A 24338-nucleotide genomic window follows, 5' to 3' on the forward strand; every position below is an offset into this window, starting at 1 on the left:
GGGCCCACCCCCGGTGGGCCCGTGCCGGCGTCAGCCGGCGGCGTAGGCGTACCGCGAGGTGCGCTCGGCGAGCCAGAGCCACCGCCGCCGCACCTCGCCGCTGGTGGCCGCGACCATGCCCAGCGCGTCGGCGGACACGGCGGCCAGCGCCGTACCGCTCGCCGCCGGGTCGTCGAGCAGCGCCGCCCCGTCGCGGAACGCCTCCGCCTCGGCCGCACCGCCGAACCGGGGCGCGACCTCGTCGCGCCAGAAGTCCGCCCAGGCCAGCCCCGGGTTCCAGGAGAACCGGGCGTACGCCAGGTAGCTGATCTCGTTGGTCGGGTGGTAGGCGGACGGTTCGGCGAAGATGGTCAACCCGCGCATCCCGGCCGAACCGGACCGGGCTGCCATGTCGGAGTACATCTCGGGCACCCAGGAGTGGCGCTGCCGGTTCCACTGCGAACCGGCGTGGGTGCGCAGCACGTTCGTGGTGTGCGGGAGCCGCTCGACGTGCGCGGCGGTCAACCGGTCCCGCTGGTCGTACCAGAAGGCCCGGTTCACGCAGTACTGGTAGGCGACGTCGTCGGGCAGGTCGGCCAGGGGCTTCTGGGCGTCGAGGTCGAAGATGTTGTCCCAGTACACCTCGACGAGGTGGCGCAGCGGCACCCCGGCCGGGCCGGGCCGGCGTGCCGTCGCCAGCAGCGTCGGGTAGACCGACCGCATCGCCTCGTACGACCAGGAGGTGCGCTCGCCGCCGGTGCGGGCGGAGCACCGGGCACAGGCGCAACTGCCGTAGTCGCCGGTCTCGAAGTTGATCCCGCCCACCGGCAGGGTGTCGAGCAGCCAGTCGATGGCGTCGCGGTGCCAGGCCAGGTTGTCCGGCTGGGACGGGCAGGCCGCCATCATGTACTCGCTGGCCGGGAAGTGCAGGTCACCGAACTCGTCGATGTCGAAGCCGACCTTCTTCGGCAGTTCGGCGGCGAGGTCGGGGCGCTGCCGCAGCCAGGTGGCCAGGTTGTAGCGGTGCCGGCCGTCGAAGTAGATCCCGCCGTAGGCGTTGATCCCCACCCCGGCGATGATCCGCACGCCCCGGGCGTTGGCGTACTCGCACAGGTCACGGGCCGCGGTGACGCCGCCGTGGGCGTCGCGCAGCAGCCCGTACACGACGATGCCGCCGATGCGTTCCCGGGAGCAGAAGTCGACCAGGCGGCGGTAGTCCGCGCCGAACGCGTCGGCCGACTTCGCGTACGGGTTGAGCGCGCCGATCTCCTGCTGACCGAGCTGCCGGGTGTCCCAGTTGGTGGAGTGGTCCCAGGTCCACAGGGTGCGCAGCGGCAGTCCGGGGGCGCTCACCGTGCTGCCCACCGGCAGTCCGGCGGGGGTGGCGGCGGCGAGCAGGGCGCGGGCGGCGTACACCAGGCCGGCGAACGGGTCGCCGACGAGCCGGATCTCACCCTGTTCCGGCACGTCGACGCGGTGGCCGCCCTCGGGCAGCGCCGGGTCGGCGACGAGCCGGACCGGCACCGCGTCGACGCCGCCCTCGCCCCACGCCGCGCGGAGCAGGTCGGCGGCGAACGGGGCGTGTTCGGCCCCGAGCACCCGGACCCCGGAAAGCTTTCGGAACGACGACATCATGACCTCCCGATGGTCGGTGCGGTGGCGGCCAGGTAGTCGACCACGTCGATCGCGGTCCACACCCCGTGCCGCCAGTAGGGGTCCTGTTCGAGGTGGGCGCGGGCGGCGGGCGCGTCGGCGGCCCGTAGCACCAGCACCGAGGCGCGCAGGTCGGCGCGGGCCCCCACGACGAGGGCGGTGCCGTCGGCGAGCAGGTCGCGCATGTGCGCCAGGTGCGCGGCCCGGTGCGGGTCCCGCCGGAGCGCGGCGTCGGCGGCGAAGGTGGCGGTGACCAGGTAGGTCGGTACGAAGAGCAGCTCCCCGGTGGCGGGGCGGCTCACCTGTCGGCTCCGATCGCGCCGAGCAGCCGCTGCATGGCGACCCGGTAGACGGTCTGCGGGCGGCCCGCGCCGGTGCTGACGTGCACCCCGACCTCCTCGGCGAAGCCGGCCGCGCGCAGCGCGTTGAGCAGCCGGCGGGCCGAGCGGGCCTCCACCCCGTACGCGTCGGCGAGGCCCCGGGCGGTGATCTGGTCGGGGTCCATCTGGTGCAGCGCCTCCAGCAGCCGTCGGGTGGACAGCGGTCCGATCCGCAGCTGCTCGGAGACGCGCAGCATGCCCGGGCCGGTCTCGCGCAGCCGGGGACGCACGGCGGTCTGCCGGCTGGAGTGGACCTCCCCGTCGGGGAAGACCACGTGGGTGTCGCCGCTGTGCCGGCCCAGCGCCAGGGCCTTGCGGGCGTTGTCCTCGGCGGCGGCGATGGTGGTGCCGGCGCCGAAGCCGACGGCGTGCTCGACGTCGATGCCGCGCAGGGTGAGCAGCGAGGCGTGCCCGTCGCGGTGCCGGGCCAGGGCGCTCTCCACGGTTCCCCGGGTGGTGGTGATGATCATCGTCCGGTCGTCGACGGTGGCGAGTCGGCCGCGCATCCGTTCGGCGTGCTCCAGCAGCGCCTCGCGGACCCGTAGCCGCTGCCGCTCGGCCTGGTACGGGTCCTGTGCCCGCTGGGTGGGGGCGCCCAGGTCGACCATCATCACCGCGATCTGGGTGGCCCGGGACTGGCGTACCTCGGCGGCGAGCCAGGCCCGGCGCAGCGCGTCACGGACCGACGCCCGGGTGTGCTCGACGCGCCACACCGGCACCCCGCTGTCGGCGAGGTCCCGGTGCACCGCGCCGAGGCAGGTCAGGCACGCCTCGACCGCGCCGGAGGCGTACCGTTCCCGGTGGTAGGCGGTGATCTCGTCGAGGCCGGAGAAGAGCAGCCCGGACGAGTCGGCGATGGGCAGGATCTCGGTGGGCGGCTCGACCTCGATGTCGTGGTACGTCTCCCGGACGGTCTCCGCCTCGATGGTGTCGACGCTGACCCGGGGCAGCCGCCCGCCGGTGGCCAGCAGCATCCGCGACAGCGTGCGGTAGAGGTCGATGCCGGCGTGCCGGACGTAGTCGATCTCGGCGCGCAGTTCCCCGGTGGCGGTGGCGAAGGTGTACGGGATGCGTCCGGTGAACAGCAGCACCTGGCACATCTCGTCGAGTTCGCGGGCCAGCTCGGGGGCCTGCTCCGGCCGGGTGTACGCGCGGGTGGTGATCGACTCCGCGCGGCCCTCCCCGGCCGCGACCTCCCGGACGAGCCGGATCGAGTCCTCCGGGCCGATGATGCCGATCACAATGCCTCCACGTGGTGTGCCGCTGCCCTGGTGGGTGGGGTGCTCAGCCGGTACAGACCGTGCCGGTGAGGCCGGCGCTCGCCGACGACGCCAGCAGGACCAGCGCCGAGGCGACGTCCTCGGGGCGGCCCAGCGTGGCCTCGACGGCGGCGATCCGTCCGCCGTCGGCGCCGTTGGCCCGTGCCTCGGACAGCGACCGCCGCATCAGTGGCGTGTCGATGTCGCCGGGGCAGAGCGTGTGCACCCGGATCCCCTGTGGACCGAGCTGGCGGGCCAGTGTGAGCGCCAGACCGTGCAACCCTCCCTTGCTCGCGCCGTAGGGTACCGAGCCTGAGCCGGTCTGCACGCCCGCCTTGGAGCCGACCAGCACGAGCACCCCGCCGTGGGGGAGCAGGTGCCGGGCGGCGTGCTTGGCGACCAGGAACGGACCGGTGAGGTTGACGGCGATGACCTGGGCCCAGAGCGCGACCGGCACGTCCCGGACGTCGAGGCCCTGCCCGCGCATCACCCCGGCGACGTGCAGCACGGCGTCGATCCCGCCGAGGTCGGCGGCGGCGGCGTCGAGCGCCTCGGCGACCTCGGTCTCGACGCTGACGTCCACCCGGTGCGCGCAGGCCCGGCCGCCGCCGTCGCGGACCTGCGCGGCGGCGGTGTCCGCGCCGACCGCGTCGGCGTCGAGCACGGCGACGGCCGCGCCGGCCGCCGCGGCGGCGGCGACGGTGGCCCGGCCGATGCCGGACGCGCCGCCGACGACCACCACCCGCCGGCCGGCGAGCAGACCGGCGGGTGCGGTGCCGGGGGTGCCGACGCCGGCCGGCGGGGTGCCGTCGTGCGGGTCCGCGCCGGCCGGCCGGTGTGCGTCGGGTGCGCCCGCGGCAGCGGGCGGGACGGCGTCGTTCACGCCCGGACCGTCCGACGGACGGCGTCGGCGACGGTGGCCGCCTCGGGCACCACGACGGCCTGGAGGGCGGGCGCGGCGGGCATCGGCACGTCCGGTGCGGCGACCCGGGCGATCGGGGCGCGCAGGTCGGTGAAGCACTCGGTGGCGGCGCGGGCGGCGATCTCCGCGCCGAAGCCGCCGGTCAGGTTGGCCTCGTGGGCGACGACCAGCCGGCCGGTGCGGGCCACCGACGCGGCGACGGTGTCGAAGTCGAGCGGGTTGAGCCAGCGCAGGTCGACCACCTCGACGTCGATGCCCTCCTCGGCCAGGGCGCCGGCGGCGTCGAGGGCCGCCGAGACCATCCGGGACCAGGCCACGACGGTGACGTCGGTGCCGGGGCGGACCACCCGGGCCCCGCCGACGGGCTCGACCGGGGCGTCGGTGCGGACCGGGCCCCGGGTCGGGTAGAGCATCCGGGCCTCGGCGACCACCACCGGGTCGTCGCTGACCACGGCGGTGCGCAGCATCTGGTACGCGTCGTCGGGGGTGGCCGGCAGGGCGACCCGCAGGCCCGGGGTGTGCGCGAAGTACGCCTCCGGCGAGTGTGAGTGCTGGGCGCACGCCCCGGGGGAGTAGCCCTGCTGCATCCGGATCACCAGCGGGGCCTTCCACCGGCCGGCGCTGGAGTAGTGGATGGTGGCGATCTGGTTGACGATCTGGTCCATCGCGACGAACGAGAAGTCGGCGTACATGATCTCGGCGATGGGGCGCAGTCCGGTCATGGCCGCGCCGAGGGCCATGCCGAGGAAGCCGGTCTCGGAGATCGGGGTGTCGAAGATCCGTTCGGAGCCGAACCGCTTGTGCAGTCCCTTGGTCGCGCCGAAGGGGCCGCCGGGCAGCGCGACGTCCTCGCCGAAGTAGATGGTGTCGGTCCGGCTGTCCAGGGCCCAGGTGAGGGCGGCGTTGACGGCCTGGATGTAGCGCAGCGACTCAGACATAGACGTGCTCCTCGGCGGTCGCCGGGTCCGGGTGGGGGACGGCGCGGGCGGCGGTGACGGCGGCTTCGATCTCGGCGGACACCTCGGCGTCGATGGCGTCGAGCCGGGCGGTCAGGTCGGCGTCGGCGGCCTGGCGGATGCGGGCCAGGGGTTCGCGTTGCCGGGCGGCGGCGATCTCGCCGGCCGGGCGGTAGTGCTGCACGTCGCCGCTGTAGTGGCCGACGAGGCGTTCGGTCATCGCCTCCACGATGGACGGGCCGGAGCCCTCCCGGGCCCGGTCGACGGCCTCGGTGACCGCCTCGGCGACGGCGTCGGGGTCGTTGCCGTCGACGACCCGGCCGGGCAGGCCGTAGCCGGCGGCCCGTTCGGCGAGCTGCTTCACCCGCACCATGTCGGAGATCCGGGACATCTCGGAGTAGACGTTGTTCTCCAGCACCAGCACCAGCGGCAGGTCGAGCACGGCGGCGAGGTTGAGCGCCTCGTGCACGTTGCCCTGGTTCATCGCGCCGTCGCCGATGCTGACCACGCTGACCGCCCCGCTGCCGGTGCGCTGGGCGGTGAGCGCCGCGCCGGTGGCGATCGGCACGCCCGCGCCGACGATGGAGTTCTCGCCGACGAACCAGCGTCCCGGGTCGGACAGGTACGGCGAGGCCGCCCGTCCGCCGCACAGGGCCGAGTCGCGTCCCATCATCTCGGCGAACAGGCCGGCGAGGTCGACGCCGCGGGCGATCGCCCAGCCGTGGCCGCGGTAGGTGGCGGTGACGTGGTCGCCGTCGCGCAGCGCCCGGCACGCGCCGACCGGGATGGCCTCCTGGCCGTTGCACAGGTGGATCGAGCCCGGGATCTCACCGGCGTCCTTGAGGGCGGTCAGCCGCTCCTCGAACCGGCGGATCCGGGCCATCAGCCGATAGTCGTCGAGCTGCCCCATCACACCCCCAGAGATAATTGAGCCCTATTCCGGCTCGTTGGTTGAGGAGCCTAGACCAGCAGTCCAGGGCTATGGAAGAGTGCACAAGCAAGTTTGTGGCCGTTATTGGTCTCTAATTGGGGGAGTCGGCATGGAGATCGTCGAGGTGGAGTCGGCGGTACGCGGAGACGCGCACTTCGTCCAGGTACGCACGTCCGACGGGCGGACCGGGGTGGGCCAGTCCGCGTGCTGGGGATACCCCGACGCGGTGCACGCCGTGGTGCAGACGTTCCGGCCGTACCTGCTCGGGGCCGACCCGGACCGCATCGAGCACCACTGGCACCACCTCTACCGGATGGGCCCGTTCCGCGGCTCGGTGCTCACCGCCGCCGTCTCCGCCGTCGACCTGGCGCTGTGGGACCTGCTGGGCAAGCGGCTCGGGGTGCCGGTGTGGCAGTTGCTCGGCGGCCGGGTCCGCGACCGCATCCGGCTGCACCTGCTGCTGCCCGGCACCGGCGCGCAGGCGCTGGCCGAACAGGCCGCCGCCGCGGTCGCCGACGGCTTCACCGCCGTGAAGTTCGACCCGCTGCCGGCCGCCTACGGCGACCTGTCGCAGGCCCGGCTGGTGGCCGAGACCGAGGCCACCACCGCCGCCGTCCGCGACACCGTCGGCCCGGACGTCGACCTGCTCATCGAGCTGCACCGCAAGCTCACCCCGTTGCAGGCGCAGGCGGTGGTGCCGGCGCTGGCCCGGCACCTGCCGCTGCTGGTCGAGGACCCGATCCAGATCGACAGCGTGAGCAGCCAGGCCGAGGTGGGCCGGCGGGCGTCGGGCGTGCCGATGGCCAACGGGGAACGGCTGCACACCATCTGGGAGTTCAAGGAGCTGCTGGCCCAGGCCGGCGCCCAGTACGTCCGGCCCGACGTCGGGCTGGCCGGTGGGCTCAGCCACGCCCGCAAGATCGCCGCGCTGGCCGAGGCGCACCACGCGGCCGTGGTCACCCACAACTGCCTGGGTCCGCTGCTCACCATGGCCTCGGTGCAGCTCGACACGGTCATCCCGAACTTCGTCACCCAGGAGTACTCGCCGCTGGACGACCAGCTCGCCGACGGCCCGGCGCGGGCCTGCGTCCGCCGTGAGGGCGGGTTCCTGCCGGTGCCGCAGGAACCCGGCCTGGGCGTGACCCTCGACCTGACCGACACCCGCCCGCTGGACCTGACCGGCCGGCCGCTGACCCGCATCCCGCTGCGCGCCGACGGTTCGGTGGCGTACGCGGTCTGACGGCGGGCACCGCGACGGCCCGGCCGGGATCTCCCCGCCGGGCCGTCGTGACGTGGTCGCGCCGCTCACGGCGGCGGCTGCCCCGGGTGGTGGAACACCGGGTACGCCCACAGCGGCTCACCGTCGGCGTCGGCGATCTCGGCGAACAGCTCCGACAGCGACGCCGTCCAGCGGGCCTGCACCGGCGAGGCGGCGGTCACCGCGCGGGCGTGCGCGAACCCGTGACGGGTCCGCAGCACGCAGATCAGCAGCAGGTCGTGCCGGTAGATGTGGTAGTCGTAGACGCCCGCCTCGTCGAGCAGCGCGGACAGCTCAGGCCATATCCGGGCATGCCGCCGCTCGTACTCGGCCTGCGCGCCGGGGCGCAGCCGGTACAGGTGGCACACCTGCTCACCCGGCCCGGCCGCCGGCGTCACTTGCCGGAGCCGGCGAGCGCGCCGGAGACGAGTTGCCGCTGGAAGACCAGGTAGACGATCAGCACCGGCAGCAGCGCCACGATCAGGCCGGCGCTGACCAGCGGGACCGACACGTCGTACTGGCCGCTGAGCAGGGAGACGCCGACCATCAGCGTCTTGCTGTCCGACCCGCCCATGATGACCAGCGGCAGCAGCAGGTCGTTCCACATCCAGACGAAGTTGAAGATGGCCAGCGCCGCGATGGCCGGGGTGGCGATCGGGGCGAGCAGCCGGAACAGGATGGTCAGGTGCCCCGCGCCGTCGACCCGGGCCGCCTCGATCAGCTCGTCGGGCACCTGCTGGAAGTAGCCGGCGAGCTGGTAGGTGCCCAGCGGCAGCCCGAACGCCGCGTACGCCAGGATCAGACCCTGGTACTGGCCGGACATGCCCAGGTCCAGCACCGTCTGGTAGAGCGGGTAGATGATCGCCTGGCTGGGGATGGTCAGCGTCACGATGATCAGCAGGAAGACCACCTTCCCGCCCCGGAACCGCAGCTTGGTCACCGCGTACGCGACCAGCAGGGCGGCGAGCACCGACAGCACCAACCCGCCGAGCGTGGTGACCAGCGAGTTGAGCAGCAGCCGGGGCATGTCCATCCGGCGGAACGCCTCCAGGTAGTTCTCGAAGGTGATCCCGGCCGGCAGGCCCAGCGGGTCGTCGGCGAAACCGGACTGCGTCTTCACCGAGCTGACCACGGTGAACAGCAGCGGGTAGATCGCCGCGACGGCGACGACGACCAGCGCGAAGGTCAACAGGTAGCGCCCGATCCGGGCGAAGTGTCGCGGGTTCATCGCGGCTTACGCGTCCCCTCGGTGAACATGTGCCGGACGCTGAAGATCGACAGCACGGCGACGAAGACGAACAGGGCGATGCCGATGGCCGAGCCGTAGCCGCGGTCCAGGAACTGGAAGGTGGTGAGGAAGACCAGGTACTCGGGGAGCATGGTGGCGTCGCCCGGCCCACCCTGGGTCAGCGCGTAGATCAGCGGGAACAGCCAGATCAGCACGCCCGAGGCGCACAGCACGCTCCAGTACGCCACGGTCGGGCGCAGCATCGGCACGACCACCGACCACAGCCGCCGGAAGAACCCGGCCCCGTCCAGGTAGGCCGCCTCCAGGGTCTCCTCGGGGATGGTGGCCAGGCCGGCGAGGTAGGTCATCACGCCGAGCCCGAAGAAGCTCCACAGGGCGACCGCCACCAGCGAGAACAGCGCGCTGTAGCGGCCGTTGAGCCACTCGATCGCCAGCGGTTGCAGGCCGACGAACCGCAGCAGGGCGTTCAGCGGTCCGTCGGGGGCGAGGATCTGCCGGAACATGATGCCGACCACGATCGGCGCGATGGTGTACGGCACGAAGTACACCGCCCGGAAGAACTTCCACCCGGGCGACCGTTGGTGGATCAGCAGCGCCAGGATCAACGGGAGGACGATCCACACCGGCAGGGTGGCCACCACCAGCAGCGCGTTGCGGAAGCTGGTGAGCACCATCGGGTCGTCGAACATCCGGGTGTAGTTGTCCGCCCCGGCGAACTCGCTGCCACCGAAGCCGCTTGACGACTCGAAGCTGGTGACCACCCCCCGGACCAGCGGCACCAGCTTGAACAGCACGGCCAGCACCACGGCGGGGAGCACCAGGGCGGCGCCCAGCCACCACTCCCGGGCGTGCCCGGGACGCCGTCGGCGGGTCGGCGCGGGTCGGCCGTCGGCGGCCACCGGGTCCGACACCGGCGCGGTGGAGATCGTCATCAGGGTTCCTCTCCCCGGGTCGGGCGGGCGGGGCGACACCACATCGCCCCGCCCGCCGGTGGTCACTTGCCCTGCTTCTTCGTGGGACTGCGCTCCAGCGCCTGCTGCATCTGGTCGGCCCACTTGTCCACGGTGAGCTGGCCGAGGGTGACCTGCTGCCAGCCCCGGGCCAGGGCATCGGCCTCCGGGCCGGAGAGCATCACGCCCGCGTGCAGGGTCGGCTGGGCGACCAGCTCCTGGATCTTGAGGAAGGCCGGCGACGACGGCAGCAGCGCCTTGTCGACGGTCCTGTTCAGCGGCTGGCCCTTGCCGTACTTCACCCAGAGCTCGCCGTTCTCCTTACCGGCGAGCCAGCTGATGAACTCCAGCCCGGCCTGCTTCTTCTCGCTCCACTGGGTGACCCCGTAGACCGCACCCTCGATGCCGGAGAACTTGCCGGCCAGCGGCGCGGCCGGGTCGATCGCCGGCCAGCGGGTGACGCCGAGCTTGTCGTCGCCCAACGCCTTGCCGAACGCCTCCCAGTTCACCGCGTCGGAGATGATGGTCCCGGCGAACGCGGCGTCACCGCGCTGGAAGATGTCCGCGCCGTCGGGCAGCATCGTGATCGACGGGGCGTTCTTGTTGGCCCAGCCCTTGGTGGTGATCTCGGCCAGCTTGCCGAGCACCGACACCAGCTTCGGGTCCTTCCAGGACAGCTTCCCGGCGAGCAGCGCCCGGATGTCGTCCTCGGTCAGGTAGTTACGGGCGATCTCCGGGAAGTCCCAGTACGCGGGGAAGGTGCCGGACAGTCCCAGCGCCAGGCAGGTCTTGCCGGCCTTCTTCACCGCCTCGCAGGCGGCCCCGAACTCGTCCCAGGTGGCCGGCGGCTGCTCCGGGTTCAACCCGGCGGCGGTCAGGACGGCCTTGTTGTAGTACAGGACGTTGCCCTGGTAGGAGAACGGCACCCCGTAGCAGGTCTTGCTCGTGTCGAAGCCCTCGCAGGCCCCGCTGTAGGTGACCAGGTCCTTGGTGATCTCGGCGGCCTTGTCACCCAGCGGCACGTACGCGCCGCGCCTGTCGAACAGCTCCAGCCCGGCGTTGTTGGCCATCACGTCCGGCCCCGACTGCGAGGTGATGTACGGGCCCTGCACCTCGGGGTACTTGTCGAACGGGACGGACTGCATCTCCAGTTTGATGTCCGGGTGGCTGCCCTCGAAGCTGGTCTTGACCTGCTTCCAGTACTCGGCCCCACCCGGCTCCCAGGTCAGCACCTTGAGGGTGACCGGGCCGTCGGCGGCGTCGTCGCCACCGCATCCGGTCAGCAGGGCGGCGGCGGCCATGCCGGCGGCGAGGGCGCCGGCCAATCTCCGTCGAAACATCGGTTAGCTCCTGTCACAGGTGGGGGGCTCAGGGGAGTCGGCGGACCGCGCCGCCGCTGTCGGCGCTGCCGGCCACGGCCTCGGCGACCTGCACCACGTGCAGTCCGTCGGCGAGCGGGACGACCGCCGTCGGTGCGGTGCCGTCGATCCGGCTCAGGAAGTGCCGCAGCTCGGCGGCGAGCGCGCCGCCGCCGTCGACCGGGGACAACAGCCAGTCCGGCGCCTCGGTCGGCTCGCCCTGGACGAGCAGCGTGGGGTGGCCGAGGTCGACGTGGGCGACCCCGTCGGTGCCGTACACCTCGACCAGGTCCGAGGTGTGGTGGGGAGTGTTCTCGGGAAGCAGGTAGCTGTTGCGGATCGACGACACGACGTCGTTGGCGTGTCGCAGCTCCGCCCACACCAGGACCGGGGTGGCCGATCCGGGTCGGGTCCGGGCCGCCGCGCGGACCTCGACCACCGGCGCTCCGGCGTACCAGAGGGCCAGGTCGATGTCGTGGACGGCGGTGAGCAGCGCGGGGTGTTCGCGCGGGAAGAGCCGGCTCAGGGTGCGGGGCCGGTCGCGGCGGGACGACACGGCGAGCACGTCGCCCAGCCGGCCGGCGCGGATCGCGTCGTGCAGGGCCCGGTGCGGCGGGCTGTGCCGCAGAATGTGCCCCGGCTGGCAGAGCACGCCGGTGCGGCCGGCGGTGGCGACGATGGCGGCGGCGTCGGTGACGGTGGTGGCCAACGGCTTCTCCACCAGCACCGGCACCCCGGCGTCGAGCAGCGCCACGGCCACCGTCCGGTGCGCCGGGCCGGGCACGCAGACCGAGGCGGCGTCCGGCGTCGCGTCGGCGAGCAGGCCGGCGACGTCGGCGTACGCCTGCGGCACCTGGTACTGGGCGGCCACCCGGGCGCGGGTCGCGGGGTCCGGCTCGACCAGGGCGGTCACCGGCACCCCGAGCGACCGGTACGCGGCCAGGTGCCGGACCCCGAACGCCCCGGCCCCGATCACGGCCACCGACGGGCGGCTCACGCCCGGACCGCCTCGACGGCGTCGGCCCGGTCACCCGGGCCGGGCCGGCCGGCCCCGGCGTCCCCGTGACCGTCGGAAGCGGCCAGCCGGCCGTCGAGCACCGCCCGGGTGAGCCGCTCCAGGGCGGTCACCCCGACGTGCAGGCAGCGTTCGTCGACGTCGAACGCGCCGGAGTGCAGCGGCGCGCCGCCCTGCTCGCCGGTGACGCCGAGCTTGACGTACAGGCTGGGGCCGAGCGCGGCGAGCAGCGCGAAGTCGTCGGTGGTCAGTGGGGGTTCGGTCAGGTCGGCGACCTCGACCACCCCGGGCAGTTCGGCGCGGGCGAGCGCCACCAGGGCCGCCGCGTTGCGGACCGGGGGCATCTCGTTGGCCCAGGTGAACCGCAGCCCGAGGTCGAGCGCCGCGGCCTGCTGCCGGGCGATCCGCTCGATGACCTCCTTGAGCCGGGCGCGGACGGCCTCGTCGTGGGTGCGCAGCGTGCCGGTGGCCTCGGCCCGTTCGGCGACCTGGCTCTGGCTGGCCCCGCCGGCGATCGTGCCGATGTTGAACGCCACCAGCTCATGCGGGTTGCGGGAGCGGGCCACCCCGGCGTGCAGCAGGTTGACGATGCCGGCGAGACCGAGGATCGCGTCGCGGCCCAGGGCCGGGGTGGCGGCGTGCGCGGCCCGGCCGGTCACCTCGAACCGGAACGCGTCCTTGGCCGCCATCGCGGTCACCCGGTCCACCCCGATCGTCCCCACCGGCAGGTCCGGCCAGCAGTGCAGGCCGAGGACGGCGTCGAAGCGCCGGTCGCGCAGGGCCTCGTCGGCGAGCACCGCGGCGGCGCCGGAGGTCGCGCCGAACGGGATCTCCTCGGCCGGCTGGAACAGCACGGTCACCGAACCCCGGGCGGGCGGGTCGGCGGCGAGCCGGGCGGCGACGCCGGCCATCACGGTCATGTGCACGTCGTGCCCGCAGGCGTGACAGACCCCCGGGTTGGTCGACGCCCATCCCACCTGCTTGGCGTCCTGCACCGGATAGGCGTCCATATCGGCCCGAAGCAACACCGACGGTCCTTCGGCATGTCCTTCGATCTCCGCGAGCAGGCCGGTGCCGGCGACGCCGGTGCGCACCCGGGCGATCGGCGCGAGCCGCCCGGCGAGCACGGTGGCGGTCTGCTGTTCAGTGAACCGCAGCTCGGGGTGCTGGTGAAGCTGCCGACGCAGCCGTACCAGATCGTCAACGTCCTCGTGCGCCTGCACCACGCGGTTCACTCCTCGCCTACGTCCGATAATCCGGACCTAATTGAGACAAGAACCTAAGCGAGGGGTCCTCCCGCGTCAATGGGCAGCTCAGAATCGGTTATGGTCCGCCCCATGGAACGCGCCGACGCCCACCTGCACCTGTTCGCCGACGGTTATCCCGGCCGGTACGGAAGGTCACCGGCCGGGGGTGACGAACTCGCCGTCTACCGGACGTTGCGCCACGAACACGGCATCTCCCGGGCCCTCGTGGTCGGCTACGAGGGCGGCCCGGAGTTCACCGGCAACAACCGGCACCTCGCCCGGCTCGCCGCCGCGCACGACTGGATCGCCCCGCTGGCGTACGTTCCGGTCACCGGCGTCGACCCGGCCGGACTGGACCGCCTCCGGTCGGCGGGATTCGCCGGCCTCGCCGCATACCTGCCGGACCCGGCCGCCGCCGACGCCTTCGCCGGGTGGCTGACGCAGGTCGCCGGGGCGCTCACCGACGCGGCAATGGTCCTCAGCCTCAACGCCCCACCCGAGGCCGCCGGACGGCTCGGCCGGGCGCTGGCCGCCCTCGACGGCTGCCCGGTGCTGTTCAGCCACCTCGGCCTGCCCGGCCGGCAGCCGGCCGTCCCGGACCTCCCGGCCGCCGCCGACCGGCTCGCCCCGCTGACCGACCTGGCCCGGCTGCCCCACGTCGGGGTCAAGGTCTCCGGCCTGTACGCCGTCAGCGACCCCGCCGAGGGCTACCCGCACCCCGCCGCCCGACCCTTCGTCGCGACGCTGCTGCACCACTTCGGCGCGCGCCGGCTCTACTGGGGTTCCGACTTCGCCCCCAGCCTCGACCACGTGTCGTTCGCCCAGACCCTGCACCCGGTCGGCCTCGACGGACTCTCCGCCGCCGAGGCGGCCGACGTGTTCGGCGGCAACCTGTTGCGCGCCCTGGACGGCTGAGCGGGAGTCGACCGGCCCGGGGCGCGATGCGTCCGACCTGCGGGGCAGGGGGGACCGGGCCCACCGAGACACTTGACGTCATCGATGTCAGCGATACCGTACGGGGACCACCGCCACCCCGCCTCCACCACCCCGAGGTGACCCGTTGAAGCGTCGTACCCTGCTGTCCGCCACCGGTGCCGCCCTCGCCGGCGCGACCCTGCTGCGCCCCACCGCCGCGTCCGCCGCCCCCGGCGACGGCTATGTCATGGCCTACTTCACCGAGTCGCCGAACATGACCGCCGCCAACTACGGCCTGCACCTCGCCGTCAGCACCGACGGCCTGAACTGGACCCCGCTGAACCAGAACCGCCCCGTCGCCACCCCGACGCTGGGCAGCCGGGGCCTGCGCGACCCGTTCGTCCTGCGCAGGCAGAACGGCGGCTTCGTGGTGCTCGCCACCGACCTCAACGGCACCGACTGGAACTACCAGAGCCAGTACCTGCACGTCTGGGACTCGGTCGACCTGCGCACCTTCACCGGCTACCGGCTGCTCAAGGTGCACTCCCTGGCCACCCACGCCTGGGCGCCCGAGGCGTACTGGGACCCCGGGCGCGGGCAGTACGCGGTGGTCTACTCCGCCGTCACCGGCGGCCGTAACGTGCTGATGGTCAACTACACCGCCGACTTCGTGACCGCGTCCGCCCCGCAGACGTTCTTCGACCCCGGCTACGACGCCATCGACGGCAGCTTCGTCAGCGTCAACGGGGTCAACTACATGTACTTCAAGAACAACACCAACAGCACCCTGCTCGGCACCCGTTCCACCACCCTCGACCCGGGCAGCTTCAGTGTCCACACCGCCGCCATCGGCCCCGGCCGAGGTGTCGAGGCCCCGCAGATCGTCAAGTCCCACACCGCGAACACCTGGTACCTGTGGGGCGACACGTGGAGCCCGAACGGGCGGTTCTTCTGCTGGCAGACCGGCAACGTGGCGGGTGGCACGTGGAGCCTGCTCAACGACCGGGCGTACACCCAGCCGTTGAACTCCAAGCATCCCGGGATCACCCCGGTCACCGCGGCCGAGCTCACCGCGCTCACCGCCGCCTGGGGGCTGCCCACCTGGAACCGGATCAAGTCGTACAACTTCCCGGACCGCTACCTGCGGCACGCCGACAACGTCGGACGCATCGACACGTACCCGTTCGAGCCGTACCAGGACCAACTGTGGACCCTGGTGCCCGGCCTGGCCGACCCGGCCGGGGTGTCGTTGCGCTCGGTGAACTACCCCGACCGCTACCTGCGCCACTACGACTACACGATCCGGCTGGCGGCCAACGACGGCACCAGCGCGTTCCGGGGCGACGCCACGTTCTACCGCACGGCCGGCCTCGCCGACTCCTCGTGGACGTCGTTCCGCTCGTACAACTTCCCCGACCGGTACCTGCGCCACTACGCCTACCTGCTGCGCATCGACCCGCTCACCGGCAGCTCACCGGCCACCGACCGGCAGGACGCCACCTTCCGGATCGGCTACTGACCCCCCGGGTGCTGCCAGCGGGTGAATGTCCGACAGCGCCCGGTCACCGGGTTGCGTATCCTCAGTGGATCCGACCCCCCGCAGCGGAAGGGGCGGCATGCCGCGCCGTTCGAGCCTCAGCTATCGGGATGCGTTACGGCTCCTGGCTCCCGGCAACGCCCGCATCACCGACGCCGGCAAGATCGTCAACGTGGGGATCCTGGGAGCCGGAGCGCTCACCAACGGTGCGGCGTTGGCCCTGCTCGGTCCGACGAACACGCTTCTGCAACTCGTCCGCGACGCGACAGGCAACCAGGCCGGCCGGATCAGGTCCTCCGGGGGGAAGTCCTACTACGAGCTGCTGGAGGCCAGCCACACGGTCCTGGCCTTGGCCGCCTTCTTCGACGGCTTCCGGGACGAGGTGGGGCCGGGCTTCGACCGGCTGGAACTGACCGATGCCGAGAAGACGGCCATGGCGTCGGCCGGTCGTCGTCAGCGCACCCTGCCGCAGGAGATCGACGCAGGACACTTCCCGCTGCCGTCGTCGGTGTACGGCATGGGCGATACCCGCCGCGACATGAAGAAGGCGTACGTCCTCCTGCACGATGCCACCATCGCCTTCTGCGAGGGTCTCGCCGCGTGGAGCGAGGTGCGGCGCGGGCTGGACCTCACGTCGCTGCGGTCCCGGGTCGTCGAGCGCAGCATGCAGTACTACGAGGCCCGGTTCGACCGCCTCGCCGCCGACCTTCCGGAGTTCGGATTCCGGATGCTCCGGCAGGAGATCGAACACAACCGCAATGACAACCGGCAGCTGTCCCTGGACGTGACGCACCGGTTGGACGCGTTGGCCGAGCTGTCGACGAACCTGTCGGGGCTGGTCGGATCGGCACCGGCCGACCGGCCCGACATGCTCCGCGAATCCCTCGACCGGCTCACCGCGTCACTGACCGCGGTGTTCCGCCAACCGTTGCTGAGAATCAAGGACATCGTCTTCGACCTGCGCCTGCCGACTGTGGAACACGGCTTCATCAGCCCCGACTTCCGGATCGCCACCCAGGACAAGGACGCCGCGCCGGAGCGGGACCTGTGGTGGGCGGAGCAGCAGCGAAGCAGTGACCTCGTCGGCTTCCTCTCCGACTACCTGACCGATCCGGCGAGCCTGCACCGCCCCCTGCTGGTGCTGGGCCAGCCGGGGGCGGGAAAGACGCTGTTGACCCGGGTCATCGCGGCGCGGCTGCCGGCGACCCGGTTCACCGCGATCACCGTGCCACTGCGTCGGCTGTCGGGTGCCACGTCGCCGACGGAACAGATCGAGTCCGCGATCGAACAGGTGATGGACGAGCGTATCCGGTGGGCGGACCTGCGCCGGGCCACGAGCAACACGACCATCGTGGTGGTGTTCGACGGGTTCGACGAACTCGTCCAGGTCAGCGGCACGGCCCACGCCCAGTACATCGAACGGGTCGCCGAGTTCCAGGAGGCCCAGTGGGACCTGGGCTGTTCGGTCATCCCGATCATCACGTCCCGGATGCTGGTGATGGACCGGGTCAGCGTCCCCCAGGGCACCGTGCTGGTCCGCCTCGAAGACCTGACCGACGCACAGGTGCACACGTGGGTGGCCGCCGTCAACACCGCCAACGAGAAACAGCCGGGCTACCGACAGCTGGCGGCCCAGGATCTGCTGTCGCACGGTGAACTCGCCCACCAACCGCTGCTGCTCACCCTGCTGGCCATCCATTACAACGAACACCGCGTCGACCGTCGCCCCGAAGCCGGGATCTCGCGGTCCGACCTCTTCACCGGTCTGCTCACGGCCTTCATCCGGCGGCAGGTCGCCGAGAAGTCACCTGACACCCTCGACCAGCACGAGCGGGACGCCCGTGAACACCGCCTGCGCCACGACCTGGCGGTCACCGCGTTCGCCATGTTCAACCGCAACCGCGAAGTGGTGAACCGGGCCACGCTCCGGGCCGACCTGGACTGCTTCGGCGGTGGCGTCGGTGACGGCTCCCGCTTCGAACTCGGTGACGTGCTCGGGCCGGAACAACTCGTCACCGCCGCCTTCTTCGTCGTGTACGGTCCGGACGACCTCCAGGGCGAGGACACCCGGCGGACGTACGAGTTCCTGCACGCGACCATCGGTGACTTCCTGATCGCCGAGTACGTGGTGGGATCACTGCGCGAACTCGCCGACCTGCACCGGCGCACCCGCACCCCCACCAGCTTCGGCCACCAGCTCGACACCGGCCAGTTCCGTGCCCTGCTGTCCCACCAACCCCTGGTCAAGCGGGAGGCGGTGGTCGCCTTCGTCGAGGAACTCAGTTCCCGGCACCCGGAGGAGCGCAGCGGCATGACCGCGGCCATCGTCGGACTGCTGGCCGGGGCCCGGCAACGGGGCAACCTCGCGGGGGTGGACGGCTACCGGCCCGCTCCCTTCGACCCGGTGCGGCTGCTCGCCGCCTACACCGCGAACCTGGTGACGCTGGCCGTGCTGGTGTCGGCCGACGGCGTGCCGTACACCGACCTGATGGACGACGACACCTGGGTGTCCACCGTCCGGCTGTGGCGGGCAGGTCTGGCCGAGAAGGACCAGGTGACCATGCTCAGCTGGTTCGGGCGGGACGTCGACGGCCGGGTCGGACGACGGCGGGTCCGCCGGGCCGGCATGTCGGTGGCCGCCGAGGAGGCCCGGCTGCTCGGTGACGTCACCACCTACGGTCAGCTCCAGGCCGGAGCGCGGGCCTGGCGTGACCGACAGCCGGACAGCTTCGAGGCGGCCCGCTTCCACGCCGAACTGGTGGCGCTGGCCACCAGGCGGTGGCCGGTGCCGTCCCTGCGTCACCTCATCCTCTACGACGAGCTGAGCTACCGGCGGCTGTGGGAACGGGCCGTGGACCGTCCCGACGCGGTGTCCAGCACGAGCGCCACGCTGCTGCTGGAGTGCCTGGCGGAGGACGCCGCCCAACTGCCCCGGGAGGTGGTCTGCGGGCTGACCCGGGTGGCGCTGACCCGGGTGCCCAGCTCGGTGACCGCACTACCCGAGCTGATCATCGCCTGTCCCTACCTGATCGACGAGTTTCCCGCCCTGCTCGATCTCATCGGCGTTCCCGAGGACCATGCCGTGCTGCACGCGCTGATCCTTCGGCGCGGGCTCGACCGGCTCCCGGAGCGTCACGTCCCCCGGGTGCGGACCGTGCTTGCCGACATCGAGGCGCGGCTGGCCGAGCTTCCCCTGGAGGACGGCGTGGTCTCGGCCGAGATGGCCGAGCAGTTCGCCGCCGCGCAGGTCGACAACCGCACCGCGCTGTGGCTGCTGATGGCGTTGGGCGAGTACGCCGATCTCGCCTGGCACAAGATTCCGCCCACCACGATGGCCGAACTGCTCGCACACCGGCTGCCTGACGAGTTCCTCGACGAGGGGAGACTGCGTCGTCTGCTTCTCGACTATCTGCGGGCGCACGGCCGGACACCGGCGGAGCCCACCCTGCCCGCCGCCCGTGCGGCGCTGCGCCTGCTCGGGCAGACTCCGCCTGCGACCTAGCCGGGGACCGGGCGCGGGTCAGATCGGATGGGGGTCGATGATGCGGCGTTGCAGCCGACGCTGGCGTACGGTGTCCACGGCCGGGTGGTGCTCACCCATCCGGTAGGCGAGCTCACGGATGACCGCCTCGATCTCTCCCCGCCGGCCGGAACCGGTCCGGTCCTGCATCAGCAGCAGGTTCGCCCGTGACCGCAGCGTGTTGGGGTGATCCGGGCCGAGCCTGTCGACGAGGCCCTCGCAGGCGTGCCGCAGCAGGTCGAGCGCCTGCCTGTCGGCGGCCTCCCGGCCTTCCGGGGGGTCCGGCTGGTCGGCGAGACAGATGCCCAGGTTCATCCACCCGGAGAGCGGATACGGATGGTCGGCACCCAGCACGGTCGCGAGCGCCGCTGCCGAATCGCCGGCGAGCTGCCGCGCCTGCGCGAAGTCACCGGCCCGGCGGGCGACCATGGCCAGGTTGACCAGACAGACCAGGGTCAACGGATGGTCGGAGCCGAGATTGCTCTGGTAGATGCGGTGCACCTCGGTGAGTTCCCGGCTGGCGCGTTGGAAGAGGTCGAGGGTGAGCAGGTTGATGGACAGGCTCAGCCGGCAGGTCAGGGTCTCGGGGTTGTCGGGTCCGAACCGCTGGGTGAGCAGTTCGTAGGCGGCTTCGAGGAGGGGGTCCGCCTCGACCGCGTTGCCGGCGGCGCGCAGCGAGACTGCCAGGTTCGTCTGCGTCCGCAGGGTGATCAGATGCTCGGGGCCCGCCGTGTGCAGCAGATCCTGGTGCACACTGCGCAGCCGGGTGACCGATTGTTCGTAGTCGCCCGCGTCGCGCATGTCGATGCCGACGTAGGCGGACGAGGCGAGCGCGTCCGGATGGTTCTCGCCCAGGATGGCACGGCGGCCGGCCACCACGGCCTCGTCGTTCCTGCGCGCCTCACGGAAGCGCCCCATCAACCGCTGGGTGCTGGCGAGGTTGTTGAGGGCGGCCAGGGTCCGGGGATGCTCCTCGGTGAAGTTGCGCTTCCAGGCGTTGAAGGTGCCCTCGTCCAGCCGCAGGGCCTCGCTGTACAGGCCGAGACCGCGCAGGTCGCGGGCCAGCCCGCCGGCCGTCATCAGGGTGTGCGGGTGGTCCTCACCGAGCAGCTCACGCTGCGCCGAGAGCACCTGCTCGTCGAGCGCCCGGGACTGCGTGAACTGCCCCAGGAAGGCGAGGATGTTGGCGAGGTTGAACTGTAGGTGCAGCAACTGTCGGCGCAGGTCGTTGCGCGCGGACTCGTCGGTCTCCGCCGCCAGTAACCGCTCCCACGCGTCGGCGACCTCCTGGCCGAGCAGCCGGCCGCTCTCCAGGTCACCCCGCAGCATCAGGTAGCGGACCCGGTCGATCATCAGGGAGCGTACCTCGACCCGGCTGCTGAGCAGCGCCTTGGAGGCCTCCAGGTGCGGCCAGATCACCCGGAACCGGGGCCATCCCTCCGGATCGTCGACCTCGCCGTCCGGGCGGGCGGCGGCCAGCACGAGGTGCACCTGGCGATGCGCCTCGGCGAGTTCCTCCTCGGTCATCCGGGACCGCACGGCGTGCTGCAACAGGCGGTGCATGATCACCAGTCCGCCCCTGCCCCGCTCGCCCCCCGCCTGGGTGTCGGCGCGCAGGTCGACCCGGACCAGGGCGAGCCGGTTCGCCTGCTGCACCAGCTGTTGACGGACCAGCCGTTCCTTGGCCTGGGGATGGAAGGGCACCAGCGCCTCGGCGAACTCGTCGCTGTAGACCAGGTCGGCGGAGATCTCCGGCGCGAGCACCGAACACAGTTGCAGCACCCGGTAGGCCGCCGGACTTCCGGTCCGCAGGTGGCTCAGCGACAGTTCCCAGGTGGCCTCCACCGAGACGTTGCTGTTCGGCTCCATCACCGCACCCGGACCGAAACGGGTGATCTCGGCGAGGTAGTCGTCGACCGAGTGGCCGGTGTCAGCCAGCCAGGCCGCAGCGGCGGTCACCGCGATCGGCAGGTCGCCGAGCAGGGAGGCGACCCGGTCGGCCTGCTCGGCCCGCATGTTGGGCACCCGCTCCATGAGGTGCTGGATGCTCTCCGGCCGTTTGAACACGTCGACCTGGACGGTGGCGGCCCGCTCGATCCACTGGAGGTTCCGTGACGTGATCAGGACGTGACCCCTGCCGTCCGGCACATACGGCAGGACGCCCTCGACCTCGTCGGCATTGTCCATGATGAGCAGCCACCGCAGATCGGTGTGCCGTAACGCCTGGAGCACCAGCCGGGCGTTCTCCCGGTTCGACTCCGACAACGGCACGCCCAGGTGGGGCGCCAGGTCACCGATGGCGGACTCGATGAACGGCACCTGGTCGGCGTCGATCCACCACACCATGTCGTAGGCGGCGCGGTAGCGGTGGGCGTACTCCAGCGCCAGCTGACTCTTGCCGATGCCACCCATGCCCTGCAACGTCACCGGACCGGTGCCGGCCAACACCACCTTCGGGCTGCTGCGCAGCAGCGTACGCAGTTCGCGCAGGTCCTCCTCGCGACCGGTGAACCGCTTGTTGCGGCCCGGCACCTCGAAGACGGTGTTGTCGCGTCCGGGGAAGCGGGGTCCGGTCGGCAGTTCGATGTCGTCGGCCAGCCCGTCCCGGCCGACGAGGCGCAGGATCCGTGCGGCTGCCGTCCGCGCCTCCAACCCGGCGACCGAGGCGGCATGCGCGGCCGGCACGTTGGCGAGCCGCCGGACGTCGGCGACGTAGACCACCAGCGGGACCTGGTCGGGTGACCGGTCCGCCGCCGCGAGCACCGCCTCCTCGTTGGCGTTGGCCTCGGAGACGATGATCAGCTCGCGGGCGGTGCCGGGCACCACGTCGTCGACGAACCACGGGTCGGTCACCCGTACGTCGGCCGAGGCGAGCAGGTGGCCGATCCACTCCGCCCAGACCCGGTCGTAGGGTGCGTGGCGCAGCAGGATCTCGTTCTCCACCGACGTGGCCGTACGGGTGAAACGGACGTTGATCCGGTCGCGTACCGTGCTGCTCATCGGGGGCAGCGAGTCGACCTCCCCCCGGGTGATCTCCCGGGCCAGGACCTCGTACGCCGACAACAGCGAGCCGTTGACGCCTGGCTGGTCGGCGAAGGTGGCCAGCAACTCCTCGTAGGCGTAGAAGGCCTGGTAGGGAACCTGCATCCGGGCCCAGTACCGGTCGCGCTCAGCCTCGTTCATCCCGCTCGGCAGACCGCTGAAGCGCTGCTGGGCCACGGCGCGACCGGTGTCCGCCTTGACCTTCTCCGCGGGATCGATCCGCATCGGCACGGGCAGCACCCGGATCTGTCGCGCCTCGGAGCGGTGCTCGACCAGGCGGGCCACCGTGGCTGCGCCGCTGATGCCCTGGTCGCTGAGCGTGAAACAGGCGACGAGGATGTCGGGCAGTTGCATGGTGCAGATGTCGGCGACGTCGGAGAAGCCGGTGCGGCTGTCGATGAGGACGTAGTCGTAGTTGCGCCGCATGTCGGCCCGCAGCGCGTCGAAGAAGTGCCCGCCGCCCTGCCGCTCGTAGAACTCGTCCCAGTTCATGCCGGCGAGCGCGCCGGCGTAGTCGTTGTTCTGCTGGCCGGCCGAGAGGAAGTCGAGGGTGCCGTCACCGGGGAAGTTGGACCAGTTCAACGAGAAGGAGTACTTGTGGACCCGCGCGTACTGCTCGTGCCAGCGCTCGTCGCCCTTGTCCTGCACGGTGGCGGTCGCCCACTCGTACTCGCGGATCAGGTCGATCACCCCGCCGGTACTCTCCAGCGCGTTGCGGTCGATGAACGGTGTGAAGAAGCGCGCCAACCCGGGTGATTCGAGGTCCCAGTCGACGGCCAGCACCCGCTTGCCGTTGGCGGCGAGGATCCAGGCGACGTTGGCCAGGGCCATCGTCCGGCCGGTGCCGCCCTTGTAGGAGTAGAAGGTGACGACCTGTCCCTCGCGTCGGGTCATGTGTCCATTCCTTCGTCGGGCAGGGGGTGCTCCGAGAGCCGGGGTTTGCTGATCGGCGGCCCCGGTGGCGGGTAGGCCGGCCTCGCGTCGAGGTAGCGGCGTCGCATCCGGTCGACCAGGCCGAGAATGCCGGCCTGCCACTCGGCGTGCGTCGTCACCGCGAGGGGCCGGGCCGGTGCGGGGATCATCGCCACCGTCCGGTCGAGTAGCGCCGTCGCGTGTGTGCGGTGGTTCGGCACCGAGGCGTCGACGATCACCACGACGCCCACCCAGTTGCGGAGGCAGTCCACGGCTGCGCGGACGGCCTCCGCACCGTCGTCGGTCTCGACCACCAGTGGATCGATCATGATCACGCCGGGACAGTCCCGGAACAGATCGGTGTCGGGTACGAAGTCCCGGACATCGATCGGCAGCCGTAACCGTTGGGCGGCGTCGGTCACGTCGTCGACGACCGGCCGTTGGCCCGGGAACGGCCGCCACCGGTCGGCGTGGGTGTGGAACCGCCCGTTGAGCCGGCCCGGGCTCGACGGCTGGTCGGGGGCGATCACCACGGACCGGAAGGGCACCTCGCTGGTGGGGGACGAGGGCACGTCGGTGCGCCCGGAGGGCGGCTCCGCCGGCTGCAACGGTGTCCGCTCGGCGGTGTCGACGATGTGCCGGGCCAGCCGGCCCAGGAGTTCCTGGTAGGCCTTCTGGTGGGTCTGCAACCGGCAGAGCGCGCTCATGCCGTCGGCGACGTAGGCGTCCACGTCGGTGCCCATCGCCAGGGCGCGGGCCTGGTCGGGCGCGTGGACGGCTGCGGGCGACGGGGTCCACAGCACCGGGAGGATGTTGTCCCCGTCGGTCGGTCGACCGGCCCGTTGCAGCCGTTGCCGGAACCACTCCCGTTCCCGTCGCGTGTCGTCGCGGTTGAGATAGTCGGGTGAGTAGAGCGGAACGAACACCTCGGCCTCCGCGAGCGCCAGCCGCCGCTGTTCCGCCCGGTCCTCCGGTGGACGTACGGTGAAGGCGGCGAAGCCACGCCGGCGTAACCGAACTCCCGGCTGCCCGTCGATGGCCAGGTTGAGGTCGTGGTAGAAGCGACGCACCCAGTGGTCGCCGGGGGTGCGCTCGTTGTGCGTCGGTGGGGGGACGTAGCTGAGGAAGAAGTAACGGGTGCCGGCGGGGAGGGGTCGGTCATGGTTCACGTCGACACGACCCTGTGCGCGCGGACAGAGCGTCCCGACCGCCAACCGGCAATGATCACGCTCTGCTCTCCAGTCGACACGTTGTG

General features: G+C 71.9%; 18 protein-coding genes. 4 read left to right on the forward strand and 14 right to left on the reverse strand.

Annotated features, from left to right (window positions below; translation table 11 throughout):
• Positions 1–30: 30 nt before the first annotated feature.
• The 6 genes from ACN267_RS04835 to ACN267_RS04860 are packed head-to-tail and all read right to left on the reverse strand — an operon-like array spanning position 31 to position 6059.
• Complete coding sequence (locus ACN267_RS04835) at positions 31–1611, reverse strand: hypothetical protein (RefSeq protein ID WP_421488022.1); 1581 nt, start codon at positions 1609–1611, stop codon at positions 31–33.
• Positions 1611–1934, reverse strand: coding sequence for a YciI family protein (locus ACN267_RS04840; RefSeq protein WP_204961488.1), 324 nt, complete (start codon positions 1932–1934; stop codon positions 1611–1613). Before ACN267_RS04840 ends, ACN267_RS04835 begins: the two co-directional genes overlap by 1 nt.
• Positions 1931–3253 (reverse strand): hypothetical protein, encoded by a 1323-nt coding sequence (locus ACN267_RS04845; protein ID WP_204961489.1) that lies wholly within the window; start codon positions 3251–3253, stop codon positions 1931–1933. The genes ACN267_RS04840 and ACN267_RS04845 overlap by 4 nt, the downstream gene beginning before the upstream one ends.
• A 43-nt stretch (positions 3254–3296) precedes the next feature.
• Entirely contained in the window at positions 3297–4154 is an 858-nt protein-coding gene (locus tag ACN267_RS04850; protein WP_204961490.1) for an SDR family NAD(P)-dependent oxidoreductase, read from the reverse strand.
• A complete protein-coding gene (locus tag ACN267_RS04855) occupies positions 4151–5131 on the reverse strand; it encodes an alpha-ketoacid dehydrogenase subunit beta (RefSeq protein WP_204961491.1) in 981 nt (326 codons plus the stop codon). Before ACN267_RS04855 ends, ACN267_RS04850 begins: the two co-directional genes overlap by 4 nt.
• Entirely contained in the window at positions 5124–6059 is a 936-nt protein-coding gene (locus ACN267_RS04860; RefSeq protein WP_204961492.1) for a thiamine pyrophosphate-dependent dehydrogenase E1 component subunit alpha, read from the reverse strand. Before ACN267_RS04860 ends, ACN267_RS04855 begins: the two co-directional genes overlap by 8 nt.
• Before the next feature lie 130 nt (positions 6060–6189).
• Here ACN267_RS04860 and ACN267_RS04865 point away from each other — a divergent pair, with 130 nt between their 5' ends.
• Positions 6190–7320: a mandelate racemase/muconate lactonizing enzyme family protein gene (locus ACN267_RS04865; RefSeq protein ID WP_204961493.1), complete on the forward strand. Its 1131-nt coding sequence runs from the start codon at positions 6190–6192 to the stop codon at positions 7318–7320.
• Positions 7321–7385: 65 nt separating this feature from the next.
• Here the strand turns inward: ACN267_RS04865 and ACN267_RS04870 are convergent, their stop codons facing one another.
• From ACN267_RS04870 to ACN267_RS04895, 6 genes are all read right to left on the reverse strand, one after another.
• The gene (locus tag ACN267_RS04870; RefSeq protein ID WP_204961494.1) at positions 7386–7706 is read right to left on the reverse strand and encodes an L-rhamnose mutarotase; all 321 of its coding nucleotides are present in this window, start codon (positions 7704–7706) and stop codon (positions 7386–7388) included.
• A 26-nt stretch (positions 7707–7732) separates the two neighbouring features.
• A complete protein-coding gene (locus ACN267_RS04875) occupies positions 7733–8566 on the reverse strand; it encodes a carbohydrate ABC transporter permease (RefSeq protein ID WP_088644292.1) in 834 nt (277 codons plus the stop codon).
• Complete coding sequence (locus ACN267_RS04880; RefSeq protein ID WP_204961495.1) at positions 8563–9519, reverse strand: carbohydrate ABC transporter permease; 957 nt, start codon at positions 9517–9519, stop codon at positions 8563–8565. The genes ACN267_RS04875 and ACN267_RS04880 overlap by 4 nt, the downstream gene beginning before the upstream one ends.
• A gap of 62 nt (positions 9520–9581) precedes the next feature.
• Complete coding sequence (locus ACN267_RS04885) at positions 9582–10877, reverse strand: ABC transporter substrate-binding protein (protein ID WP_232377010.1); 1296 nt, start codon at positions 10875–10877, stop codon at positions 9582–9584.
• A 28-nt stretch (positions 10878–10905) separates the two neighbouring features.
• Positions 10906–11892, reverse strand: a complete 987-nt coding sequence (locus ACN267_RS04890) for a Gfo/Idh/MocA family protein (protein WP_204961496.1) — start codon at positions 11890–11892, stop codon at positions 10906–10908.
• Positions 11889–13136, reverse strand: a complete 1248-nt coding sequence (locus ACN267_RS04895; RefSeq protein WP_421488023.1) for a M20 metallopeptidase family protein — start codon at positions 13134–13136, stop codon at positions 11889–11891. The genes ACN267_RS04890 and ACN267_RS04895 overlap by 4 nt, the downstream gene beginning before the upstream one ends.
• A 111-nt stretch (positions 13137–13247) precedes the next feature.
• On the opposite strand from ACN267_RS04895, the gene ACN267_RS04900 reads away from it, so the two are divergent.
• From ACN267_RS04900 to ACN267_RS04910, 3 genes are all read left to right on the forward strand, one after another.
• Entirely contained in the window at positions 13248–14072 is an 825-nt protein-coding gene (locus ACN267_RS04900; protein ID WP_421488024.1) for an amidohydrolase family protein, read from the forward strand.
• 145 nt (positions 14073–14217) lie between these two features.
• On the forward strand, positions 14218–15591 hold the full coding sequence (locus ACN267_RS04905) for a glycoside hydrolase family 43 protein (RefSeq protein WP_421488025.1): 1374 nt from the start codon (positions 14218–14220) through the stop codon (positions 15589–15591).
• Positions 15592–15688: 97 nt separating this feature from the next.
• Positions 15689–19111, forward strand: a complete 3423-nt coding sequence (locus ACN267_RS04910) for an NACHT domain-containing protein (protein WP_421488026.1) — start codon at positions 15689–15691, stop codon at positions 19109–19111.
• Between the two features lie 18 nt (positions 19112–19129).
• On the opposite strand, the gene fxsT is transcribed toward ACN267_RS04910, so the two are convergent.
• Together fxsT and ACN267_RS04920 are read right to left on the reverse strand one after the other, a co-directional pair.
• A complete protein-coding gene (fxsT, locus tag ACN267_RS04915; RefSeq protein ID WP_421488027.1) occupies positions 19130–23065 on the reverse strand; it encodes an FxSxx-COOH system tetratricopeptide repeat protein in 3936 nt (1311 codons plus the stop codon).
• Positions 23062–24252: a TIR-like protein FxsC gene (locus ACN267_RS04920; protein WP_204961502.1), complete on the reverse strand. Its 1191-nt coding sequence runs from the start codon at positions 24250–24252 to the stop codon at positions 23062–23064. The genes fxsT and ACN267_RS04920 overlap by 4 nt, the downstream gene beginning before the upstream one ends.
• Between the last annotated feature and the right edge of the window lie 86 nt (positions 24253–24338).

The sequence above is a fragment of the Micromonospora sp. WMMD734 genome, assembly GCF_049178975.1.
GTDB lineage: Bacteria > Actinomycetota > Actinomycetes > Mycobacteriales > Micromonosporaceae > Micromonospora > Micromonospora wenchangensis.

Coding starts and splice junctions, on each gene's coding strand:
- ACN267_RS04835 (WP_421488022.1), bottom strand. CDS start 1,611: ATGTCGTCGTTCCGAAAGCTTTCCGGGGTCCGGGTGCTCGGGGCCGAA.
- ACN267_RS04855 (WP_204961491.1), bottom strand. CDS start 5,131: ATGTCTGAGTCGCTGCGCTACATCCAGGCCGTCAACGCCGCCCTCACC.
- ACN267_RS04860 (WP_204961492.1), bottom strand. CDS start 6,059: ATGGGGCAGCTCGACGACTATCGGCTGATGGCCCGGATCCGCCGGTTC.
- ACN267_RS04865 (WP_204961493.1), top strand. CDS start 6,190: ATGGAGATCGTCGAGGTGGAGTCGGCGGTACGCGGAGACGCGCACTTC.
- ACN267_RS04875 (WP_088644292.1), bottom strand. CDS start 8,566: ATGAACCCGCGACACTTCGCCCGGATCGGGCGCTACCTGTTGACCTTC.
- ACN267_RS04880 (WP_204961495.1), bottom strand. CDS start 9,519: ATGACGATCTCCACCGCGCCGGTGTCGGACCCGGTGGCCGCCGACGGC.
- ACN267_RS04885 (WP_232377010.1), bottom strand. CDS start 10,877: ATGTTTCGACGGAGATTGGCCGGCGCCCTCGCCGCCGGCATGGCCGCC.
- ACN267_RS04900 (WP_421488024.1), top strand. CDS start 13,248: ATGGAACGCGCCGACGCCCACCTGCACCTGTTCGCCGACGGTTATCCC.
- ACN267_RS04910 (WP_421488026.1), top strand. CDS start 15,689: ATGCCGCGCCGTTCGAGCCTCAGCTATCGGGATGCGTTACGGCTCCTG.
- fxsT (WP_421488027.1), bottom strand. CDS start 23,065: ATGACCCGACGCGAGGGACAGGTCGTCACCTTCTACTCCTACAAGGGC.